At 44.4% G+C, this 21,433-nt stretch carries 15 protein-coding genes and 1 pseudogene; 10 read left to right on the top strand and 6 right to left on the bottom strand.

Going from position 1 to position 21,433, the window contains the following annotated elements:
* Positions 1–83: 83 nt before the first annotated feature.
* The 4 genes and pseudogenes from QUA13_RS05335 to QUA13_RS05320 all read left to right on the top strand — a co-directional run.
* A pseudogene (locus tag QUA13_RS05335) lies at positions 84–443 on the top strand (Uma2 family endonuclease); the annotation flags it as partial.
* A 122-nt stretch (positions 444–565) separates the two neighbouring features.
* On the top strand, positions 566–1,654 hold the full coding sequence (locus QUA13_RS05330; RefSeq protein WP_333197193.1) for an SPFH domain-containing protein: 1,089 nt from the start codon (positions 566–568) through the stop codon (positions 1,652–1,654).
* An 86-nt stretch (positions 1,655–1,740) separates the two neighbouring features.
* Positions 1,741–3,006 carry a hypothetical protein gene (locus QUA13_RS05325; protein WP_333197190.1) on the top strand — a complete coding sequence of 422 codons (1,266 nt, stop codon included), beginning with the start codon at positions 1,741–1,743 and terminating at the stop codon, positions 3,004–3,006.
* A 463-nt stretch (positions 3,007–3,469) separates the two neighbouring features.
* Positions 3,470–4,099 (top strand): TraX family protein, encoded by a 630-nt coding sequence (locus tag QUA13_RS05320; RefSeq protein WP_333197188.1) that lies wholly within the window; start codon positions 3,470–3,472, stop codon positions 4,097–4,099.
* A gap of 42 nt (positions 4,100–4,141) precedes the next feature.
* Here QUA13_RS05320 and QUA13_RS05315 read toward each other — a convergent pair whose 3' ends face one another.
* Complete coding sequence (locus QUA13_RS05315; protein ID WP_333197187.1) at positions 4,142–4,840, bottom strand: restriction endonuclease subunit R; 699 nt, start codon at positions 4,838–4,840, stop codon at positions 4,142–4,144.
* A 328-nt stretch (positions 4,841–5,168) separates the two neighbouring features.
* Between QUA13_RS05315 and pds the strand changes: the two genes are divergently transcribed.
* Together pds and crtB are read left to right on the top strand one after the other, a co-directional pair.
* Positions 5,169–6,542, top strand: coding sequence for a 15-cis-phytoene desaturase (gene pds, locus QUA13_RS05310; protein WP_333197184.1), 1,374 nt, complete (start codon positions 5,169–5,171; stop codon positions 6,540–6,542).
* A 92-nt stretch (positions 6,543–6,634) separates the two neighbouring features.
* Positions 6,635–7,564 (top strand): 15-cis-phytoene synthase CrtB, encoded by a 930-nt coding sequence (gene crtB / locus QUA13_RS05305; protein ID WP_172186569.1) that lies wholly within the window; start codon positions 6,635–6,637, stop codon positions 7,562–7,564.
* Between the two features lie 142 nt (positions 7,565–7,706).
* Here the strand turns inward: crtB and QUA13_RS05300 are convergent, their stop codons facing one another.
* The 4 genes from QUA13_RS05300 to QUA13_RS05285 form a co-directional block, all read right to left on the bottom strand.
* A complete protein-coding gene (locus QUA13_RS05300; protein ID WP_333197182.1) occupies positions 7,707–8,204 on the bottom strand; it encodes a hypothetical protein in 498 nt (165 codons plus the stop codon).
* Between the two features lie 155 nt (positions 8,205–8,359).
* Positions 8,360–11,080: a valine--tRNA ligase gene (locus QUA13_RS05295; RefSeq protein ID WP_333197180.1), complete on the bottom strand. Its 2,721-nt coding sequence runs from the start codon at positions 11,078–11,080 to the stop codon at positions 8,360–8,362.
* 232 nt (positions 11,081–11,312) lie between these two features.
* Positions 11,313–14,015, bottom strand: a complete 2,703-nt coding sequence (locus QUA13_RS05290) for a M10 family metallopeptidase C-terminal domain-containing protein (RefSeq protein ID WP_333197179.1) — start codon at positions 14,013–14,015, stop codon at positions 11,313–11,315.
* A gap of 251 nt (positions 14,016–14,266) precedes the next feature.
* On the bottom strand, positions 14,267–15,919 hold the full coding sequence (locus QUA13_RS05285; protein WP_333197178.1) for an FAD-dependent oxidoreductase: 1,653 nt from the start codon (positions 15,917–15,919) through the stop codon (positions 14,267–14,269).
* 208 nt (positions 15,920–16,127) lie between these two features.
* Between QUA13_RS05285 and QUA13_RS05280 the strand changes: the two genes are divergently transcribed.
* The 4 genes from QUA13_RS05280 to QUA13_RS05265 all read left to right on the top strand — a co-directional run bounded on the left by QUA13_RS05280 (position 16,128) and on the right by QUA13_RS05265 (position 19,937).
* Positions 16,128–16,355, top strand: a complete 228-nt coding sequence (locus QUA13_RS05280) for a hypothetical protein (protein WP_333197176.1) — start codon at positions 16,128–16,130, stop codon at positions 16,353–16,355.
* 198 nt (positions 16,356–16,553) lie between these two features.
* Positions 16,554–16,757 carry a PIN domain-containing protein gene (locus QUA13_RS05275; RefSeq protein ID WP_333197174.1) on the top strand — a complete coding sequence of 68 codons (204 nt, stop codon included), beginning with the start codon at positions 16,554–16,556 and terminating at the stop codon, positions 16,755–16,757.
* A gap of 262 nt (positions 16,758–17,019) precedes the next feature.
* Entirely contained in the window at positions 17,020–18,693 is a 1,674-nt protein-coding gene (locus QUA13_RS05270; protein ID WP_333197173.1) for an AAA family ATPase, read from the top strand.
* A 47-nt stretch (positions 18,694–18,740) separates the two neighbouring features.
* The gene (locus QUA13_RS05265) at positions 18,741–19,937 is read left to right on the top strand and encodes a 5-methylcytosine restriction system specificity protein McrC (protein ID WP_333197171.1); all 1,197 of its coding nucleotides are present in this window, start codon (positions 18,741–18,743) and stop codon (positions 19,935–19,937) included.
* A 91-nt stretch (positions 19,938–20,028) separates the two neighbouring features.
* Here the strand turns inward: QUA13_RS05265 and QUA13_RS05260 are convergent, their stop codons facing one another.
* On the bottom strand, positions 20,029–21,033 hold the full coding sequence (locus tag QUA13_RS05260) for a phosphoribulokinase (protein WP_172190707.1): 1,005 nt from the start codon (positions 21,031–21,033) through the stop codon (positions 20,029–20,031).
* Between the last annotated feature and the right edge of the window lie 400 nt (positions 21,034–21,433).

Raw genomic sequence — 21,433 nt, 5'->3', positions numbered from 1 at the left:
ATGTTTTGTAGGTACTCAATAATAATCCTCCAATATACCATATTTTGTTAACATAAAGTTTAGATGCGTTCGCCCTGGAAACTAAGCCGGGTAAATTCTGGATTTATGAAAATGTGATACGTCCGGCATTTTACGGAATTTATGAAGTAACTAAGGCTAGCGTTGAAGTCTATCACCTGATCGAAGATAGGTATCAATTAGTTGCTGCAAATGAGCGCGGTCATTATCCCATTGAACCGTTAGGAGTGGAATTGGGAATTTGGCAAGGAATGTATCAAAATGTTGAGTTACCTTGGCTGCGCTGGTGGGATAGTGCAGGAAATTTGCTGTTATCGGGAGCAGAAAGAGCCGATCGCCAACAAGAAAGAGCTCAACAAGCAGAAGACCAATTAGAGCAATTGCGCGCTCAGTTGCGATCGGCTGGAATTGAACCGGAATTGTGAATTGTCTGCAAGGGCGATCGCCCCCATCCCCAGCGATCGCAACTAAAAACTTTACAATGGCGATCGGGAACTCCGATCGCTCCTATTGAAGCTAAAATCAAACAACAACCCAAAATAAATCTATGGGACTCTTTGACAAGATTCGCGGCGAATTTGTCGATATCATCGAATGGTTAGACAATACCAGCGATACCATTGCCTATCGATTCGAGCGCCACCAAAACGAAATTAAACAAGGTGCTAAACTAACTGTACGACCAGGACAAAGAGCAGTCTTTGTCAGCGAAGGCCAAGTGGCCGATGTCTTCGATCCGGGAATGTACGAACTGTACACCCGCAACTTACCCATTCTAAGCACCTTAAAAGGTTGGCCCTACGGTTTCAACTCTCCCTTTAAAGCAGAAGTCTACTTTTTTAACACCAAAATATTTACCAACCTAAGATGGGGAACCTCTAACCCTGTAATTATCCGCGATCCAGAACTCGGTCCAGTGAGAATGCGGGCTTTTGGCACATACAACATTAAAGTTTCTCATCCAGAACAACTCTTAAAACAACTAATCAGCACTGACGGACTATTTCAAGTAGATGAAATCAGCGATCAACTCCGCAATACAATAGTCAGTGCCTTTGCCAATTGGGTTGGCAGTTCCCGCGTTCCCCTCTTAGACTTTGCAGCCAACTACACCCACATGGGCGAACAGGTACGAGTTGCCATAGAGCCAAGTATCCAGCAGTTTGGGTTAGAGTTAACTCAGCTATTAATTGAAAACATCTCGATGCCTCCAGAAGTTGAAGCAGCGCTCGACAAACGAGCCTCGATCGGACTTCTGGGAAATATGCAGCAATATACCCAATATCAAGCTGCTAACGCTATTGAAGCATCAGCAAATAACCCCAGCGGCGGCAATCAAGCATTAGAATTGGGCATGGGAATGGCACTAGGTCAGCAAATGACAAATATGATGCAGCCGCCAGCATCGCAAACACCGCCGCCACCTCCCGCACCCACACAAACTCAGTGGTATATTGCCCAGAACGGTCAACAATCAGGCCCTTTTGAATTGCATCAACTTCTGCAAAATGGTTTGACACATCAGGTAATGGTGTGGCGTGCGGGCTTTGACGGCTGGAAGTTAGCATCGCAAGTGCCGGAATTAGCATCTTTGTTGGCGACAGTACCGCCGCCTCCCCCGCCAGCCGCCGCCTAAAATTTTGCATATTTAGTTAATTGGTAATTAGTAATTGATCTGCTTTCCAAATTACCAATTACCAATTACATCACCAATAAACTATTATGAATACTTCGGAACCTGCTGTTAAGCGTTTTCCCTGTCCTAGCTGCGGGGCTTATTTACAGTTCAACCCCCAAGCAGGAAAACTCAAGTGTGCTTACTGCGGCTGGGAAGATGCAATTCCCCAAACTGCTGAAGAGGTAAAGGAAAATTCTTACGAACAATATCTACAATTCGACGAAACAACGCTGACAACTTTATCAACAACAGCCCTTGAAGTAAAATGCAATGATTGCGGAGCAAGTGTTACTTTTGAACCGCCGAAAGTAGCGGGCCAATGCCCATTTTGCGCTTCTCCAATTGTGACGCAACCTGAAAAAGCTAGCCCGAGTGTGCATCCAGAGGGAATTGTTCCTTTTGAAGTTACTGATAAACAAGCCAGAGAAAGCATTCAGAAGTGGCTAAGCAACCGCTGGTTTGCTCCTTCTGCTTTGAAATCTCTAGCGCAACAAGAGAAAATTCAAGGGGTTTATTTGCCGTTTTGGACTTACGACACTTATACCGTTAGTTACTATCAGGGTTCTCGCGGAGAACACTACTACGTGACTGAAACTTATACGGAAACAAACTCGCAGGGCGAAACAGAAACTAAAACTCGCGAAGTGCAACATACCAGGTGGTGGCCTGTTTCTGGCAGAGTCGATCGCTCTTTTGACGATATTCTGATTCCGGCCACAACTTCAGTCGATCGCCCCCGTCTGGATGCGTTAGAACCTTGGCATCTCAAGGAGTCGCTGCGCGCTTACAATTCATCTTATTTAGCTGGGTTTGAAGCGCAGCGATCGCAAGTTTCTCTTACTCAAGGATTTGAATCTGCTAAAAATGTCATGGCCGGTACTATTCGCTACGATGTTTGTAGAGATATCGGCGGCGACGAGCAGCGGGTTCACAGCATTTCCACTGATTACAATGCTATCACTTTTAAACATATTTTGTTACCTGTGTGGTTGTGTGCCTATCGCTATCAAAACCAGCGATATCAAGTAATGGTTAATGCACGCACCGCTGAAGTTCAAGGCGAACGTCCCTACAGTGTTTGGAAGATTACTGCTGCTGTTGTTAGCGGTGTCGTGCTTGCGGGTGTTATGTACCTATTGTTTACTGGTAATTGGAGATATATCCGTGTTCCCGGTCTGCCTCAACCGCAACCCCAACCAACTTCCCTACCTGTACCGCACCAAAGTTTACCGCCAGTTCCTATTCCCTCTACCGCACCTGTACCGAATAAAAAAATACCGCCAGCGCCTGTTCCCTCTTCACTCCAGTAATTCTGGATGGAGCCGTCAGCGGAGGCTGCGGAGGCATCGTCGTCGGTGTAGTAGTCGCGATCGATGTCAGTAAATTAACTCAATTATTATTTGAGCCGAATCAATAAATTTAAGGTAAATCTACCTTAAGGAGTACACAACAGTGTTTTTACGTATCTTTTTTAATACACCTAAATTAAAGAGAACTTGTTATATTTAATTTAGGTGTTGCTTTAAGGATAGATTATGAGTACAGTCGATTTAATTGTACTAAGAAATTTAATAAAAACAAATACTATTTTCAAACATAATAGATAAAATACGAACTATCGACATTTTAAAACACATTCAATAGCTGCACTTTATAGCATATCAAACCTCCTGAAAAAGCGAAAGTTTGTAAATATGTTGTTTCAAAAAACTAAACAGATATTGAATTAGTACAACAACGAACTTTTAATAACAGAATTCGAGAATCAATTGTATGAATCAAAATCAAATTAAATGGTTGGCCGCCGCTCTAATGCTAATAGACCACATCGGATTTATGCTTGAAGTAGAACCCATGCGTATCATCGGCCGCCTCAGTTTTCCGTTGTTTAGTTGGGTGTTTGCTCAAAATTGGAAACGACCGGGAGACAAAAATCCTCTAATTACTCGACTGCTATTATTTGGGGTACTTTCTCAAATACCTCATATGTTACTTTTTGGCAATTTACAGTTAAACATCATGTTTAGCTTTGCCGCAGCAGCCCTAACTTTGAGCTACATCCGACGCTTCGATCGCAAAATTGCAGTTTTAAGCACAGGTCTAGTAACTGCTCAAATTTTAGGAGTGAGTTACGGCTGGTATGCAGTGGCTTGCCCGCTATTGATGATTAGGTGGAAAGGAGGAGGCGATCGCCTTTGGTGGTTCGGCTGGACTATAGCAAATATCGGATATGCAATTAGTTGCAAAAGCTGGATTCAAATTTTTGCTATATTGACACCGCTAGTTCTGGCATTCTACGATACCTCTAAAGACCAAAAACCAACGGCTATCGAAAAAAGATTTTTCTATTATTTTTACCCACTACACCTTGGGGGGCTAGCGGCACTGCGAACAATTGTCTAAATAAGACTGGGGATTCTAATTAGTTCATTGTTGATTTTTTATTTAAACGAAGTACAACCGCGTCTCTGAGCGATCGCCCTCACAGAAGAGTGCGATCGCTTTCTCAACTATATTGCCAACATTCAACTGACCGAGGCGCTTCAAAATACTCAGCACGCTGTACAAATCATTCCCCGGATTGAAAAGGTAAAACTTCCGAGAAAAAGCGTACTGTGGTTTTTCCCGCTTAACTAACTTAACAAATAGAAAATCTGCCCCATTCATTAACAACCCGTAAGTAGGTCGATCGGCACTCAGATTAGCTAACATATAAGCCAGTAACTGCGGTATGCCTACTTCCAAAGAAAACGCAGCTTTCTTAGATTCAATAACTACTACCCACAACTCCTGAAATAAAGCCAAAACATCCAACTGTCCCCTCACAATCACTCCCTCGTCTTCCTCAACAATTTCTACAGATTTTTCTGAAGTAACATGAAAAGGAGCAAGATAAAAACCAGCTACATCCAAAAACGGAGACAGCACCACCATTTTGACTGTATTTTCGAGTAGCGGCGGATGTTTGAGCAAATTCCTGTAACTTGCTTTCACTCTGTATAATCCTTGTTTTTCATAATCACTGATTTCTGGCAAATCATCTTGCCACTCGCGAAAAAATTGGTCATCCTCAACCCACTCTATTTTGAAGTGGGTTTCCAAATCATTCAGTGCGACATTTCTAGCTTGAATTGTTTGTACCATAAATTTAACTAATTTATTTAAATTTTCCTCATAATTGATGATAGCAAAAAGTCCTAGATTTCCGTTAATACTCAGGTATTGCATCTTTGGGAACAGTCATTTGACAATCAAGCAATTTGATCCGGGGCCCCCGGATCGCGGCTGGGGAGCCAGAAAAAAGCTCTGCGTCGTCCTCACAAGCCCCCGGATTGCGGCTGTGGGAGCAATCTCAAATCTCAAATCTCAAATCTCAAATCCCCTCACATCCACCAGCCCCAGTTCCCAAAAAATGTAACGAGTTGTAAAGTATAATTAAACCGAAGCGAACACAGAGGCCAAGTAGTATCAAATGCGAGTTGCGATCGCCGGAGCAGGCTTAGCAGGACTTTCCTGCGCAAAATATCTTACCGACGCGGGCCACACCCCCATCCTCCTAGAAAGTCGGGACGTACTCGGCGGCAAAGTCGCCGCCTGGAAAGATGCAGACGGCGACTGGTACGAAACCGGCCTTCACATCTTCTTCGGTGCATACCCAAATATGCTCCAACTCTTCAAAGAACTCGACATAGAAGACAGGCTGCAATGGAAACAGCACAGCATGATTTTCAATCAGCCAAACAACCCCGGAACTTATTCGCGGTTTGACTTTCCCGATCTTCCGGCCCCCTTCAACGGCGTCGCAGCCATCCTGGGCAACAACGATATGCTCACCTGGCCCGAAAAAATCCGCTTCGGTATAGGTTTGATTCCGGCGATGCTTCAGGGTCAAAACTATGTCGAAGAAATGGACAAATACTCGTTTTCCGACTGGCTCAAAAAGCAAAACGTCCCCCCCAGAGTCGAAAAAGAAGTATTCATCGCCATGTCCAAGGCGCTCAACTTCATCGACCCCCACGAAATATCTGCAACCATACTGCTGACAGCCCTCAACCGCTTCTTGCAAGAGAAAAACGGCTCGAAAATGGCCTTTTTAGACGGTTCCCCCACAGAGAGGTTGTGTCAGCCGATGGTAGACTACATAACTGAGCGCGGCGGTGAAGTACGGCTGAATGCACCCATCAAAGAGTTTTTGCTCAACGATGACAACACGGTGCGCGGCTTCCACATTCGGGGAGTAAAAGGGGCAGAGTCAGAAATTCTGACGGCCGATATTTACGTTTCCGCGATGCCGGTTGACCCGCTAAAGTTAATGATGCCGGAACCTTGGGGCAAAATGGATTATTTCAAACAGCTCGAAGGCTTGGAGGGAGTACCCGTCATTAATGTACACTTGTGGTTCGATCGCAAGCTAACTGAAATCGACCATTTGCTGTTCTCGCGATCGCCCCTGCTGAGCGTCTACGCCGACATGAGCAACACCTGCCGCGAATATGCCAACCCAGACAAATCAATGCTGGAGCTGGTTTTAGCACCGGCCAAAGACTGGATAGGCAAATCTGACGAAGATATCGTCGCAGCCACAATGGTCGAGTTAGAAAAACTCTTTCCCGATCAAATCCCAGAACCAGCCAAACTGCTCAAATATCACGTAGTCAAAACCCCACGTTCCGTTTACAAAGCCACTCCCGGACGCCAGCAGTGCCGTCCCACACAAACAACTCCCATTAGCAATTTCTATCTAACGGGGGATTATACAATGCAGCGTTATCTTGCGAGTATGGAAGGTGCCGTGCTTTCTGGTAAGCTGACAGCGCAGGCTATTTCGACGGCCAATAACAAATGAAAAATTAAGAATTTTTCATAAAAACGTAAAAGAATCTCCCGTTTTCTAAACGGGGGAATGTCAGTTCTAATCTTTAAATTTCTTATTCTCGGATGCTGCAACTGTCAAAACTCCAGTGCATGAGAACTCTGGCTTCTGTGGATGACTCTTACGAACTGTGCCGCCAAGTTACGGCGAGTTATGCCAAAAATTTTTATTTAGGCACTCAACTCATGCCCGAAGCGAAGCGTCGGGCGATTTGGGCGATTTACGTCTGGTGCCGCCGCACCGACGAACTCGTAGACGGGCCGGGTTCTGATGCAACGACCCCTGAAACCCTCAATCTGTGGGAAAAACGCCTAGAATCTGTGTTTGCCGGCCATCCTCACGACGACTACGACGTAGCTTTGGTGGATACGCTGTCTCGTTTCCCGATCGACATTCAGCCGTTTCGGGAGATGATTGCGGGCCAGCAAATGGATTTGTACCGCAGCCGCTACGAAACTTTTGAAGAGCTCAATCTTTACTGTTATCGAGTAGCGGGTACTGTAGGGCTGATGTCGATGTCTGTCATGGGTGTAGACGAATCGAAGTCCGCTGCTAATTGGAATTGGCACTGGGGGAATAGAATTCCCAAAGAAGAAGCCATCTCCCTCGGTATTGCCAAGCAGTTGACTAATATTCTGCGCGATGTCGGAGAAGACGCCCGCCGCGGTCGCATTTACATTCCCTTAGAAGACTTAGCCTTGTTTAACTACACCGAAGAAGATTTATTTAACGGTGTCATTGACAACCGCTGGCGGGAATTGATGCGGTTTCAAATTCAGCGAGCTCGCAAATTATACGCCAGCGCCGAACCCGGAATTAAAGTGCTGAGTCCCGATATCCGCTGGACAGTTTGGGCTGCTACCATGCTGTACAGCAGAATCTTAAATGCGATCGAACGCAATCAGTACGATGTTTTCCAGAAGCGGGCTTATGTTAGCAATTCTCAGAAACTGCTGTGTCTCCCCGCCGCTTGGCTGAAGTCAAAAGTGCTTTAGCCGCGGGCCGTATAGCTGGCGATTCGGCAACGGGTAAGGGGTATTTGTCAAGTTACAAATTATATGATGTCCAGCAAATTGCATATTAGATTTGTAGGGACGCGCTAGTGCCGTGTCCCTGCCTGCTGTGTGTCGATATAAGTCAAAGTGGCGGTGTAGCGGGTGAAATTTTCAATCGATCGATCGAACTTTCCAACAATTGCTTTTCCTGCTGGAGTTTTGCCTCTAAATTTTGAATTTGTTCCCGGCGGGCTTCAACTTCAATCAAGCGGCGAGACAATTCTTGACTCTGCAAAGTGAGAGATTGCCGCCAATCTTCTGCTTTCTGGGCTTCTTGCTGCAAAAAATCGGGAGTAAAGCCTGTTGTTAAATATTTATCTACTAATTGTAGCACCCAGTTGGTCGCTGCTTGAATATGTAAAATCTGGCTATTTTCGTCAACATTTGCTAATACTAAAATCCCTTCATTTAAAACATTAGTTGCAGAGTTAATTTGATTTCGATCAAAATCTTTCTGTAATGTCAAGAAACTTTCTTCACTAAGAATAGCCCAAGTATCATCAGAATTTTGGCAAGCCAGCAATTGCAGACTTATCTCACCTAAACTTTCCTGATTTTGTACTTGGGCTAAATATAACATGAGGGTAATTAGTAATTGGTTATTGGTTCTTAGATAGGGGTTATTAGTTATTTGTTGTAGGATTTGCGAGTTCGTAGGGGCGGGTTTTACCAACAATAATTGCCTGAAACTAACTATCTCGTAAACCCGCCCCCGCAACAGTCAACAGTCAACTATTAAAACACCTTTAGCCGATCGCGCAAAATCTCCGCTTGTTTTTCGGCTTCCGCCAAAGCATCCCTCGCGCCCTGAACCACATCAGGAGTAGCCTTGTCCACAAACTTCTGATTAGTCAAACGCGCCGCAGTATGCTTAATTTCTGCTTCCACCTTGCTCAGCTTCTTCTCTAATTTAGCACGCAAAGCCACCAAATCCACCACCCCAGCCAGAGGAATCAATACTTGCACAGTACCGACAACCCCAGCAATTGTCTGTCCCAAATCTGCATCCAAACTAGCAGTAACTGTCAGATTTTCGACTTTTGCCAAATCCTGAATGTAAACGCCTCCATCTGAGATGATTTGGCGTTCTTTCTCGCTTTCGCTTTGCAAAATCGCCGTCACCTTCACACTGGGTTTGATATCAGCATCTGCCCGCAAGTTGCGAATAGTGCGAATTGTACCGAACAACAACTCAAACTGCTGTTCCAAATCAGCATCAATTAGCGAGATATCCGCTTCAGGATAAGCTTGCAAAGCCAAACATTCACCATCACCTGTTTGAGTCAGAGTGTGCCAAATTTCCTCAGTAATGTGCGGCATAAAAGGATGCAGCAGTTTCAGAATACCTTCCAACACAAAAGCAAAAGTTTGCTGTGCCACTTTCTTAGAATTTGGTTCAGCATCCTGCTGCAAGCGAGATTTTACTAACTCAATATACCAGTCACAAAAATCGCCCCAAATAAACTCATAAAGTCCCTTCGCCGCTTCCCCCAAACCGTAATTTTCCAAACAATTGCGACTTTCTTTCACAACTTGATAATAACGAGAAAGAATCCAGCGATCGCACAATTCTAAATCCTCAACCGCAGGATTCCCCAATTGCTGCGGAGTCTGTCCCGACAAATTCATCATCACAAACCTGGCCGCATTCCACAACTTATTAGTGAAATTCCGGGAAGATTCCACCGATTTCGATTCATCAGTTTTGCGATCGTACTCCATGCGAATATTTTGACCGGCCCCTACCACTTCCTTAACCAAAGTGTAGCGCAAGGCATCAGTACCGTACTTGCCAATCAACAGCAGCGGATCGATACCGTTATTTTTACTTTTAGACATTTTTTGACCGTTTTCATCCAACACCAAACCGTGAATGTAAACAGTATCAAAAGGCATCTTTTCAGTAAAATGTCCTGCCATCATCGTCATTCTAGCAACCCAGAAAAAGATGATATCAAAACCTGTAACCAAAGTAGTTGTCGGATAGTAAAAATCCAAATCCTTAGTTTCGTCCGGCCATCCCAAAGTTGAGAAAGGCCACAACCCAGACGAAAACCAAGTATCCAGTACATCTGGATCTCTTGCTAGCTGCACGTCATTACCAAACTTAGCCTTAGCTTTTTCCCTAGCTTCAGCTTCACTTTTCGCCACCACAAAAGGCGTCGTGTCAGTAATTTCTCCTTGGGTTTCGCTAACAGCATACCAAGCCGGGATTTGGTGTCCCCACCACAATTGTCGGGAGATACACCAATCCTTCAGCTTCACCAACCAATCGCGGTAAACCTTTGTCCATCTTTCAGGAACAAAGACTGGTGAGTTATTTTGGTCTAATTCTTTTAAAGCACGTTGAGAAAGAGGATCTATCTTGACAAACCATTGCGTAGATATCAAAGGTTCGACCGGGACTTTGCCGCGTTCGCTGTAGGGAACTGTATGCTTGTAATCTTCTATTTTAACCAAAACCCCGTCATTTTCTAAGCGCTGCACCACATTTTTTCGGGCAATAAATCGGTCTTGTCCCTGGAACTCTCCGGCATTTTCGTTTAAAGTGCCGTCCTTATTCATAATGTTAATAAACTGCAAATTGTGACGCTTACCCATCTCGAAGTCATTCGGATCGTGGGCGGGTGTCACCTTGACACAACCAGTTCCGAAAGTCGGATCGACAAACTCATCAGCAATGATTGGGATTTCGCGATTCACGATCGGCAAAGTGACAGTTTTACCGATAAGATGCTTGTAGCGATCGTCCTGTGGATTCACCGCCACCGCAGTATCCCCCAACATCGTTTCCGGCCGAGTCGTCGCCACCTCCAAATAACCAGAACCGTCCGTCAAAGGATAGCGGAAATGCCACAAATGCCCGTCAACTTCCTGCTGGTCTACCTCCAAATCCGACACAGCAGACTGACTGGCCGGACACCAATTCACCAGGTAATTACCGCGATAAATCAGCCCCTCATCGTACAGGCGGACAAACGCTTCTAAAACCGCAGCGGATAAGCCTTCATCCATCGTAAAGCGTTCGCGCGACCAATCGACAGACACGCCCAAACTGCGCAATTGATTAGTAATAGTATTGCCCGATTCAGCTTTCCACTCCCAGGCCCGTTCCAAGAATTTTTCTCGGCCTAAATCGTGGCGAGTTTTGCCTTCTGCTTTGAGTTGCTTTTCGAGAATAGTTTGAACTGCGATGCTAGCATGATCCGTTCCCGGCAACCACAGCGTATTGCGTCCAGTCATGCGGTGATAGCGGACGAGGACATCAATCAGCGTCTCTTCAAAAGCGTGTCCCATGTGGAGGCTGCCGGTCACGTTTGGCGGCGGGATGACGACGCAGTAAGGTTCGCCGCCGGCTTCTGGGTCAGCTTTGAAGGTTTGATTATCTTCCCAGTATTTTTGCCACTTGGTTTCGGTGGCTTTGGGGTCGTATTGCGGGGGTAGGTTTGCGGTCATGGTGGCTTGAGAGTTTGATCTTATTTAGATTGTGCCACAGCGGGGGAGGAAGAGGAGTGTTTGGGAGAAAGTGCGATCGCGCCTCTGATGATTTTAGCTTTAATTGAGCTGGTGCAGGATTTAGTATTTCAAAAATATCTTATTTTACTTTTACAGGCAAAGAAAGAGCGATCGCACTTTGGGAAATAATGTGCGATCGCTCTTATAATTCTACTTACAAAATATCCCTCAATTACAAAAGGAACAAATTACTTGCAGTCAAAGGAGCATCAGAGAAGACAGTAAGTTGACCGCCCGAAGCAAAAGTAATTTTACCAGTGCTGTTGACCTGGCTTAAAACTGTACTTGCAGTTAACCCCGAACCCCGAAGTTGAATCACATCGTTCTCGGCGACAGAGAAGGAATAAATGACATCTTGTCCGATTAATACATCTTGAGTGATATTAAAGTTGAAATAGTCCTGACCAGCACCACCAATCAAGCTATCATTACCGATACCGCCGTCAAAATAGTCGTTGCCATCACCGCCAAATAGCACATCATTACCTTCATATCCAGAGGCGAAATCATCTCCACCTAAAAGATCGATCGTATCATTACCATCAGTACCAGTAAAATTGTCACTATTTGGGGTTGCGATCGGTGGTTTTTCTTGTGAGACATAACCAGCAAGGCTAGGAATTTGATAACCTTTATCCGCCAAGACTGCTAAATCCGCTCTTGTTGGGAATCGTCCACCAGCACTTGGTGACATAACTGGTGATTGACCATCAATTCGGAAGTTTTGATCGATGTGAGGATTACCACCAGGCATAAATGGAATCGGATTACCGCCATTAACATTGAGAGAGTTAGGGCCTGTTCCCTGCGTGGATGGGTAGAAACCAAGGGAGTGACCAATTTCGTGTACGGCAACACTAATGAAATCATTTTGGGTTAATGGAATATCATCAACAGTTCCAGGTGTTGGGTCAAAGAACCAGTTAAGACTTGATTCAAAAGAGATGCTGCCAAAAATATCGCCCGGTCTTGCTTGTCGAATGCTGTCATATCGAACTGTTTGACCAGAAAGTAGCTGTCCTGCTGCGTTTGGATTACTGCCAAAAACTGGAGATTGACCGCCGACGAACAGAACCATATCATCAATTTGGGAATCGAAGGTAACATTTTGGGGCTGCCCTGTAATCGGATGGGTTATTGTCCCAGATATCCCAATAGGTGGATCGGGAAAATCGTTTTTGATGAGATCTTCCCAGATTTTACCTGCTGCTTCCAGCGCTGCTTTGCGACTAGGATCGTTAAAGAAACCTGTCGTATCGTAACGATAATCGAACGTGATATTAAATCCGTTAGGCGTAGGCGGAGTAGGCACTTGTGGTGTCGCTGGTGGCGTAGGCGTTACCGCAGGTGTTGGCGTCGAAACGATCGCAATATCCCCAGCACTCAGAGAAGTCACACTCCCAAATAAAATGCTCCCTCCACCATTTCCCAAGGGAAGAGACAACCCCTCAGTAGTAGTTTGCAAGGCAGCGATCGCACTCGCCACATCAGTAAAACCATAATCCGCAGATAGCTGCAACTTGTCCTGACCGCTTTGGAAGTTAGAAATAGTATCATTACCCTGACTCAAGCTGGGAACTGAACCGTAGATAAATAAATCCGGCCCATCACCGCCACTCAGGGAGTCATTACCAGCGCCGCCGCTGAGAGTATCCGGCCCCGTACCGCCAAATAGCACGTCAGCAAAAGCCGTCCCTGTGAAGTTGTCAGCAAAAGCGCTACCGGTAACGTTAACAGCTAAAGTGAAAGTCCCGAAGTCTTGGGTTACAGCCGCAGTAGAAGTGGCAAAATCAAACAGCCCGCTAGTAGGTGCAGGTGTCGGTGTTGTTACCGCAGGTGTGGGTGTTGTCACCGCAGGTGTCGGAGTCGTGACTACAGGTGTCGGAGTCGTGACTACAGGTGTCGGCGTCGTGACTATAGGTGTCGGAGTCGTGACTATAGGTGTCGGCGTTGTGACTACAGGTGTCGGCGTTGTGACTACAGGTGTCGGAGTCGTGACTACAGGTGTCGGAGTCGTGACTATAGGTGTCGGCGTTGTGACTACAGGTGTCGGCGTTGTGACTACAGGTGTCGGCGTCGGTGCAGGTGTCGGCGTCGGTGCAGGTGTCGGAGTCGTCACAGGTGTCGGCGTCGGTGCAGGTGTCGGAGTCGGTGCAGGCGTCGGAGTCGGTGCAGGTGTCGGCGTCGGTGCAGGTGTTGGCAAAGGCTCCGGCCTCACAGTGTTAACCCCGCTAGAATCAGCAATAGCGATACTGTTCGTACCCTCCAAAACTGCCAAGTATTGGCTTGTTGCCTCATCCTGAATAATCGTGTAGCCAGAATAAACCCCTTTACCCACATAAATTTTGAGGTCATCCAACGCAAGGTCGCTGCTTAACTTAATTACATCCTCACCGTCTGTATAGTCAACAATAAAGTCCGCATCCAAAAGCTGAGGGCCGCCGGTAGTCTTACCGATAAAGAAAGTGTCATTACCATTCCCCCCAGTTAAGGTATCTGCTCCCTTATCTCCATAGAGAATGTCATCCCCGAAGTTGCCTAACAAGCTGTCATTATCTTTGCCACCGTACAAAACATCATTGCCTTTGCCACCGTTAAGGGTATCATTGCCTTCGTTGCTGTAGAGCAAGTTATCGTCAGAGTCAGCAAAGAGTTTATCCTCTCCTTTGCCGCCGTACACAGTATCGTTGCCTTTGCCACCGTACACAGTATCATTACCTTCGTTACCGTGTAGCTTGTCATCTGCTTGCTTGCCATAGATTAAATCATCCCCATCGAGGCCAAACACTAAGTCAGAGCCTTGTTGTCCAAATATTGAGTCTGCATCGGCAGTGCCATTGAGAGTATCGTCAGCCAACGTTCCATTAATGTTCATCTTGAAATCTCAGTATTAGAGTTATAAAACAGCCAGAGGTGGTCTATTTTTCTATCTGAGTCAATCTCTACTTTTTATGCGTCACGACAGTTTTTGTAATAGAACTTCATATAATCGGCCCGGCAGGGAGAATTCTGCTTAAAAAAACAGAACGCCGAGATCCCCGAATGCTTAAAGAATTCGGGGTTCAGACAGTGCGATCGTACTTTACGTTTAATTCAGTGGATTTACTTAGTAAAAATATTACCGAATTACTTCACTTCCTTATAATCCACGCCATAACTCGTATCTCTCCCCGACAAATACGTAGTTTTCCCCGTTAAAGTCTCCAGAGTTTTTTTCGTTTCAGCCGAAGTAATCGTATTCAGTGGCACGCCGAACTTGCTAGCCAAACCAGCGGCCACGCCCACACCTTGTCCTTGATAAATATTCACCGTCGCAATTCGCCCGACGGATACAGCCATACCCACATAACCGGACGATCGCCCGACAATGGCTAAATTCTTGACTTTGCTAGCCAAAGCGTTTTCTATGCCGAAATTATACACGGGCAGCGGCGGAATTCTGGCAGATAAATTCTTGACTCCGCCCCGCATATCGAAATCGTAGGAAAAACTGCCGATCGACTTTTCGGGTGCAGTTCCCCCTTTGATAATCTCCTGCCCCGTCAGCGGATCTACCACATCGCGAACGTTCAAAGTTTGCCTGATATAAACCTCGTCTGGAATAAATACTCTCACATCTTTACCAGATTTCTTTTGTAGCCAGTATTGGAGAAATGACATTTCTCTAATCATCTCAGGAGTCGGTTTTCTGCCGTTAGCTTCCATCTTCATGATTTGGTCAACTTGGTATTTAAACAGAAACCCGTTCCAGGAGAGCACATTTTTGTTATAAACGCAGACATTGCCTTTATCAAAAAAGAATCCTTTATTTTGGCTAAAGGGCAGATTTCTGTCTATGTGATACGCTGCTCCAATAGCTACGCTTCTGATGTCGTAGCCGTCTGTATATGGCTGATAAATCGTACTCCAGAAATTCCTCATCCAGAATTTTGTACTAGCCGGATCTTTAGATTTCATAATGCTTTCTTTAATCTTTTTTACCAAAGGCCTGTTGTAGAGAATTTCATCTTCTATGCTGCGGAATTCGGACATCGTTATACCTGTAATTCTCGGAACTACAGAGACAGCTAAAGTTTCATTTTTGGATTTTATATTTTGAGATTCATATCCTGTATAATAAGATAACCCTGCTTTTCTGGCGAATTCGGCATCTTGAGTTACGTCAATAAAAGAGTTGGCTTTAATTATTAGATTGCTGCCTTTTACTTCGGCATATTCAATTTTTTTATCTACGACGCGGGGAGTAAGAGTTGAGTTGGAAATAACTTTGACTTTTGCTGCTGAAAGCATCTGTTTGAGAGCTCGATCTGCCCTTTTTGGGTCTAAGCAAGATTCGGGCGCATTCGCTTTATCTAAAAATTCCTTAAAACATTGGGCGTAGGGTTGGCGGTACCAATCGGGGATTTTATCTAAATCGATGTAAGCTAAACCGCCGCGGGTGAGTAAGCCGCCCAAAGGGGCACTTCCGTAGTTCGATCGCACGATCGCAACTTTGCCCTTTGCGCCTAAAGTTTTCTTAGCCCATATCGCCGCACATATCCCCGGTACTTCATCGCCATACACTACTACATCGAACTTTTGCTCCGGTGATTTTTTGCGAGGTACCGGAGGCGGGCTGCTGGATTTTTGGTGCAGAGTTCCATTGTCTAAGGTGGCACTTGCTGGATTTCTATTTGCGATATAATTTTCTGCTTCTCTGAAAGGGGGATAGTTAACTAAAAGTTTTACTGCGACAAAGAAGATTGCAATTGAAGCTAATTTCTTGAAAGTAGAGAGCATTCAGTTGACTCGTTTATAAATTTGCAATACCTGAAAAGGCAGTTCAGGGTTTACGGAGTTGAATATAGCACGTTTAGATAGTTTCGACACAGTTTTAACTTTTCCGGGAACCGTGGTAAACGAATCTTCTCAACCCTAACCTGGTGATGCTGTGCTTGGCAGCCAAAATGCTACAATTACATCAATTACAAATTGAAACATAAAAAACATGACTTTTGAGGCGGTTTTAAATCTTGTTAAGCACTTGTCTCTAGCCGAAAAGTTACGATTGATTAAGTGGATATTTTCTGAAATAGAACGAGAATTAGTTGTTGGGCCGACTCCCCGCAAATCATTGTGGGGTTTATGTGCTGACTTGGGAATTGCACCTTCTGCCGCTGATATAGATGAAGCTCGCAGCGAAGAATGGGCGAATTTCCCAAGGGAGGATGTCTAATGCTGCGTGCTGTAGCTGATACTCATGCTGTGATCTTGTATATATTTGTGGAGAAAGCGACTTTCGGTGACTGCTAGAACGACAATAGAACAGATAGCTGCCGAAGGAAATCAGGTGGCTTTTTCATCAATTACATTAGCAGAAATTGTCTATCTAAGCGAGTGAGGGCGGATTAATTCAACTACTCTCGATCTATTATTGAGAGAAGTTGAGAGCGATGATGCGTTATTGGTTGAAATTCCTTTCGATCGCAATATAGCTTTGACTTTAAGGCAAGTTGACAGATCGCAAATTCCCGATTTGCCCGATCGCATTATTGCTGCTACTGCTTTGTATCTTAATGTACCCGTTATTAGTCGCGATCGCCGGATTCAATTATCTAGTATAGACACAATTTGGTAAATCTGAGTCACTCGGCGATTGAAGTTGATTTGTGGCTCACTTTGCAATAATTGAAAGTGCAGTTCAGGGTTTACGGAGTTGAATATAGCACGTTTAGATAGTTTCGACACAAGTTTAAATTTTCCGGGAACTGTTGTTAGCGGTTTTGCCAGTGTTACTGGTTTGGGAGGGCATTGATGTGGGTAAGGATGGTGGGTGCGATCGCATCTCAGATATCTGGTGTCGGGAAGGGCGATCGGCTACAATAATTTAAGAACAACAATTGAGTCACCTTAAAGATACAGAAAAAATGGAACAAGTTTTTGTACATCCTGAAAGTCCTTTTTCAGTAAACACATTTAACCTATTGGCACAATTTAATGAAAATCCCAGTTCAGATTTTTACCGGGAACACAAAAAAGATTTCTTAAAATATGTAGAAGAGCCAGTCAAGTATATTTTAAGCCAGGTAGAAGAGCAGTTGCCTGATTTTATTAAAAAATATATAGATATCAAGCAGGAGAGCTTTGCCAGCATTCAAACACAATCTTTGAAATCCACAGTAGTCTACAGTGTAGACTACTGTTTTAACGGTAGGGCTAATAGTAGGCAATCTGATAAGTTAATGTTAAGAGTTGAAAACCAGACATTAATTTTTGGTTTTTCTGGACACAACCATTTCTTTCCGCCAATGGTAAATTGCTACAAAGATTATGGAAATAACGTTAAATTAATCGAAATTCTTAAACGTTATCACCTTCCCCCCAGACATTATTTTTCTTATTGTTGTCTAACAACAAATGATTTGGGGGAAAGATTAAACCGCATAATGAAGCCTGAAAAATCTATTCATCAACTATTAGAAAGTATGTTATCAGAAATAAATAGCTATCCAAAAACCGAATTGGAACGGCTTAGAGGTTTTGATGTTCAAGTCGCGATATCACTTGAGTCAGAGGAAATACTAAGATATTCTGCCAAACACTTAATTCAAAAAATAGCACAAACCTTTAAAAAACTATTTCCCTTATTATTAATTTTTAACTTGACCGGAGCAAATAATAACCCAGAGCTTCTTATCAGTCAATATTTTTCAGTGTATGAAAAGGAATTTAATCCAGAGTATCAACTGGAAAAAATTTCTGAAATTACTGGTTTTCAACCAACCCAACTAACGCAATGGATACACGCCATTAACCGCAAAGGCCAAACCATCATCCAAGGCCCACCCGGAACCGGAAAAACCTTTATAGCCGAAAAACTAGCCAAACACTTAATCGGCGGCGGTGACGGTTTCTCAGACATTATCCAATTTCACCCCGCCTACACCTACGAAGACTTTATCGAAGGTCTCCGCCCAACAACTAAAAACGCACAATTAACCTACTCAATAGTTCCCGGTAGATTCCTAGAATTCTGCAAACAAGCCGAAGCCTGTGAAGACACTTGCGTTCTCATTATTGATGAAATTAATCGCGCAAATCTCTCTCAAGTCTTTGGCGAGTTAATGTATCTCCTAGATGACCGACAAGACACAGCACGCTCTATTATACTAGCCAGCGGTAAACTATTTAGAATCCCTACAAATGTCCGCATTATTGGCACAATGAACACCGCCGACCGTTCTATTGCCTTAGTTGATAATGCACTCCGCCGCCGTTTCGCATTCATTCCCGTCTATCCAAACTATGAAGTGCTGCGACAGTATCACCACAGAGAGGAAACAGGTTTTCCAGTTGATAAATTAACTAGCATTCTAGAAAATGTCAATCGCGCAATTAACAACAAACACTATGAATTAGGCATATCCTTCTTTTTGACAAAAACCTTAACTGAAGATATCCAAGATATTTGGCAAATGGAAATCGAGCCATACCTTGAAGAATACTTCTTTGATAATCAGGCAAAAATGGATGAATTGCTCTGGGATAAAATCAAAGATGAATTGAGCAATTGATAATCTAACACTACAATTATTACCACAAACACGGCGTTCCAGCATCTATGAAACGAGAATCACCCCAAATCATCGAACTCACAGAATATAAATCCGCAAGCTTTGAACAAGACTCAATCCCCGAATCAGTAGGACAAAAAATATACAATAATTATGACAAGGAAATTGATATAGAATTTCCCAACTTTAAAACAAAATATCAATGGCACTTAAAATCTAAAGGCAGAGTTGGCCACATTCCCATCACTCCAGAATTTCACATCGCCATCCGTCCACAGGTTCCCATAAACAACCTCTTCGGAATGATTGACTATGCCTACAACCTTAAGATAAAATTTCCCCAAGGATCGATTCAGTGCCAATCTTTAGAACAAAGTTACGAGAAATTAGCTAACATTCTTGCCCACAAAATTCTAGAACGCTGTCGCAAAGGATTATATCGCGATTACTTATCCAAAACCGAAAGACTCGCCTACATTCGCGGTCGCATCGATTTGCGGTCAGCCCTGCAAAAACCTTGGGATGTTAAACTAAAATGCCACTATAACGAACAAACAGGCGATATTGAAGATAATCAAATTCTGGCTTGGACACTTTTCATCATTGGTCGCAGCGGTTTGTGCCGTGAATCTGTTTCATCCACTGTGCGAAAAGCCTTTCACGCACTCCAAGGATTTGTTACATTAAAACCTTTTAAATCAAAAGCTTGTATTGATAGAAATTATCACCGTTTGAATGAAGATTATCAACTTTTACACGCCTTATGTCGATTCTTTTTAGATAACACAGTGCCTAGTCACGAAAAAGGCGATCGCGAAATGCTCCCTTTTCTCATAGACATGGCTAATTTATATGAACAATTTGTGGCTGAATGGCTCAAAGCAAATACACCAAAAGGCTTTTTTGTCAAACAACAACACCGAGTTACACATGACCAAAACTATTTCGATCGGATTGACTTACTGCTGTGCGATATTGCCACAAAAAAAGTCCAATACGTCCTCGATACAAAATACAAAGCTCCCGATAGAGTAGCCAATAATGACATTCATCAAATAGTTGCTTACGCAAATGCCTTAAAGTGCCAAAATGCAATTCTCATCTACCCGCAAAACCTCCAACAGCCACTAGATATAAAAAATGACGATATTCGAGTTCGCAGTCTAACTTTTTCCCTAGATAGCGACCTGAATGAAGCCGGAAAAACCTTCTTAACTTCTCTACTTCCAAACACCCTCCCCTAACTCTACTCTGCGCCCTATGCGCCCTCTGCGGTTCATTTCTCCACAAAAAAAGAGGCGCAATTGCGCCTCCCAAATCTTTCATGTCAGGGTTCTAAACACTAACAGCCACTTTCGCTTCTTTTGCAGTCAACTTCTCGTAAGTCGCCCGCATCTTCAATCCCACTAACACTTGGAACAAACCAGTTCCATTGTTAGAACCAGGATATTCGCGGTGCTGGAGCAACAGGTGAGTTAACTCGCCTTCATACTTCGTAGAAATCTTGCTCAAATGGCTTTCGATGTAAATAACTTCTTCGAGATTCTCGAATTGACCATCTACTTCCAAAATCGAGACTTCGTGACCGTAGAAAGCATCGGGCCCGTAGTACATCTTAATTCCGGGATAGGAACAAGTCAGCTTGCGGCCGCAAGGAACCCAGTTAATTGTTGAACCTTCGTCAAACAAATACGCAGGCTCAAAATTGGCGATGCCTTCGCGCTGGATCATCTGCACGCGCAGAACCTTCCGCTCTTTGTCATCTTTGATCAAGTTCGTCGGCAACACTTGAATTACCACATCTGCATATTGCTTTTGCGGGTCGATGTAGGCGGTAAAATCCGGTTTGCGAGCATTGATCGCAAACAGCACGTCTTCGTAACGGTGGCCCCGTTCCGCCATGTCGCGCTGGATTTTCCAAGCAATTTTTACCTCGTCGCTGATGTCGAGGTAGACGCTGAAGTCGATGAGCGATCGAACTCGCTCGTCGTAAAGGGGATGCAGCCCTTCAATCACAATCACGTGATTCGGCTCTACCCGCTCAGGAGGATCGAGCAGACCGGTTTCGTGGTTGTAAATCGGCTTGTCGATCGCGTGACCTTCTTTGAGCGCCTTCATTTGCTCGGCCATCAGGTCAAAATTGTTCGCTCTGGGGTCAAGGGCTGTAATCCCTGTTTCCTTGCGCTGCTTGCGATCGAGACAATGATAGTCGTCAAGGCAGATTACCGTAACGAAATCTTCCCCGAACAAATCTGTCAATCGGCGCAAAAAAGTAGATTTTCCGCATCCGGAGTCTCCGGCAACGCCAATTAAAACCACGCGATCCGGCTTACTGGTCATAGTTTCCCTCTAACAAAATCACTGTTTACTAACTAACTCAAGTCTAGATTCCACAAAATTTCAGTCCCCAGATAGCGACAAGCAGGCTTTGTGCGGCTTTGCTACCCCGAGACGATGGAGTTCTCACCAGCATACAGCAGTCAGTTGACTGCCTGCCCGGGAAGACCCAAGCAATCTTCAACGCAAGTAATTAATACTAACTTTAGTGGTTAATCTTACCAGAATGCATCGGCTCCCTACAAGCTCAACCTCATTAACTGGTGAAATCCTCCTTTAGGCTGTACTGCATTTAAATTGTATATTTCAATCCCCTATTCCCCCTAGAGTCAAATCCTCGAACCCTCTACCTTCTACCCCTCCCCCTCGAATCCTGTCCCCGAATCCCCAAATCAGAACGACT

The organism is Microcoleus sp. S28C3 (assembly GCF_036700785.1).
Taxonomy (GTDB): Bacteria; Cyanobacteriota; Cyanobacteriia; order Cyanobacteriales; family Microcoleaceae; genus Microcoleus; species Microcoleus asticus.
Note: the sequence above shows the minus strand (reverse complement) of the source record. Positions and strands in the feature narration are given on the sequence as shown.

Excerpts from the sequence above, each read along its gene's own strand:
- QUA13_RS05330 (WP_333197193.1), top strand. The coding sequence starts at position 566 with ATGGGACTCTTTGACAAGATTCGCGGCGAATTTGTCGATATCATCGAA.
- QUA13_RS05325 (WP_333197190.1), top strand. The coding sequence starts at position 1,741 with ATGAATACTTCGGAACCTGCTGTTAAGCGTTTTCCCTGTCCTAGCTGC.
- QUA13_RS05320 (WP_333197188.1), top strand. The coding sequence starts at position 3,470 with ATGAATCAAAATCAAATTAAATGGTTGGCCGCCGCTCTAATGCTAATA.
- QUA13_RS05315 (WP_333197187.1), bottom strand. The coding sequence starts at position 4,840 with ATGGTACAAACAATTCAAGCTAGAAATGTCGCACTGAATGATTTGGAA.
- pds (WP_333197184.1), top strand. The coding sequence starts at position 5,169 with ATGCGAGTTGCGATCGCCGGAGCAGGCTTAGCAGGACTTTCCTGCGCA.
- crtB (WP_172186569.1), top strand. The coding sequence starts at position 6,635 with ATGCTGCAACTGTCAAAACTCCAGTGCATGAGAACTCTGGCTTCTGTG.
- QUA13_RS05300 (WP_333197182.1), bottom strand. The coding sequence starts at position 8,204 with ATGTTATATTTAGCCCAAGTACAAAATCAGGAAAGTTTAGGTGAGATA.
- QUA13_RS05295 (WP_333197180.1), bottom strand. The coding sequence starts at position 11,080 with ATGACCGCAAACCTACCCCCGCAATACGACCCCAAAGCCACCGAAACC.
- QUA13_RS05290 (WP_333197179.1), bottom strand. The coding sequence starts at position 14,015 with ATGAACATTAATGGAACGTTGGCTGACGATACTCTCAATGGCACTGCC.
- QUA13_RS05285 (WP_333197178.1), bottom strand. The coding sequence starts at position 15,919 with ATGCTCTCTACTTTCAAGAAATTAGCTTCAATTGCAATCTTCTTTGTC.
- QUA13_RS05280 (WP_333197176.1), top strand. The coding sequence starts at position 16,128 with ATGACTTTTGAGGCGGTTTTAAATCTTGTTAAGCACTTGTCTCTAGCC.
- QUA13_RS05265 (WP_333197171.1), top strand. The coding sequence starts at position 18,741 with ATGAAACGAGAATCACCCCAAATCATCGAACTCACAGAATATAAATCC.
- QUA13_RS05260 (WP_172190707.1), bottom strand. The coding sequence starts at position 21,033 with ATGACCAGTAAGCCGGATCGCGTGGTTTTAATTGGCGTTGCCGGAGAC.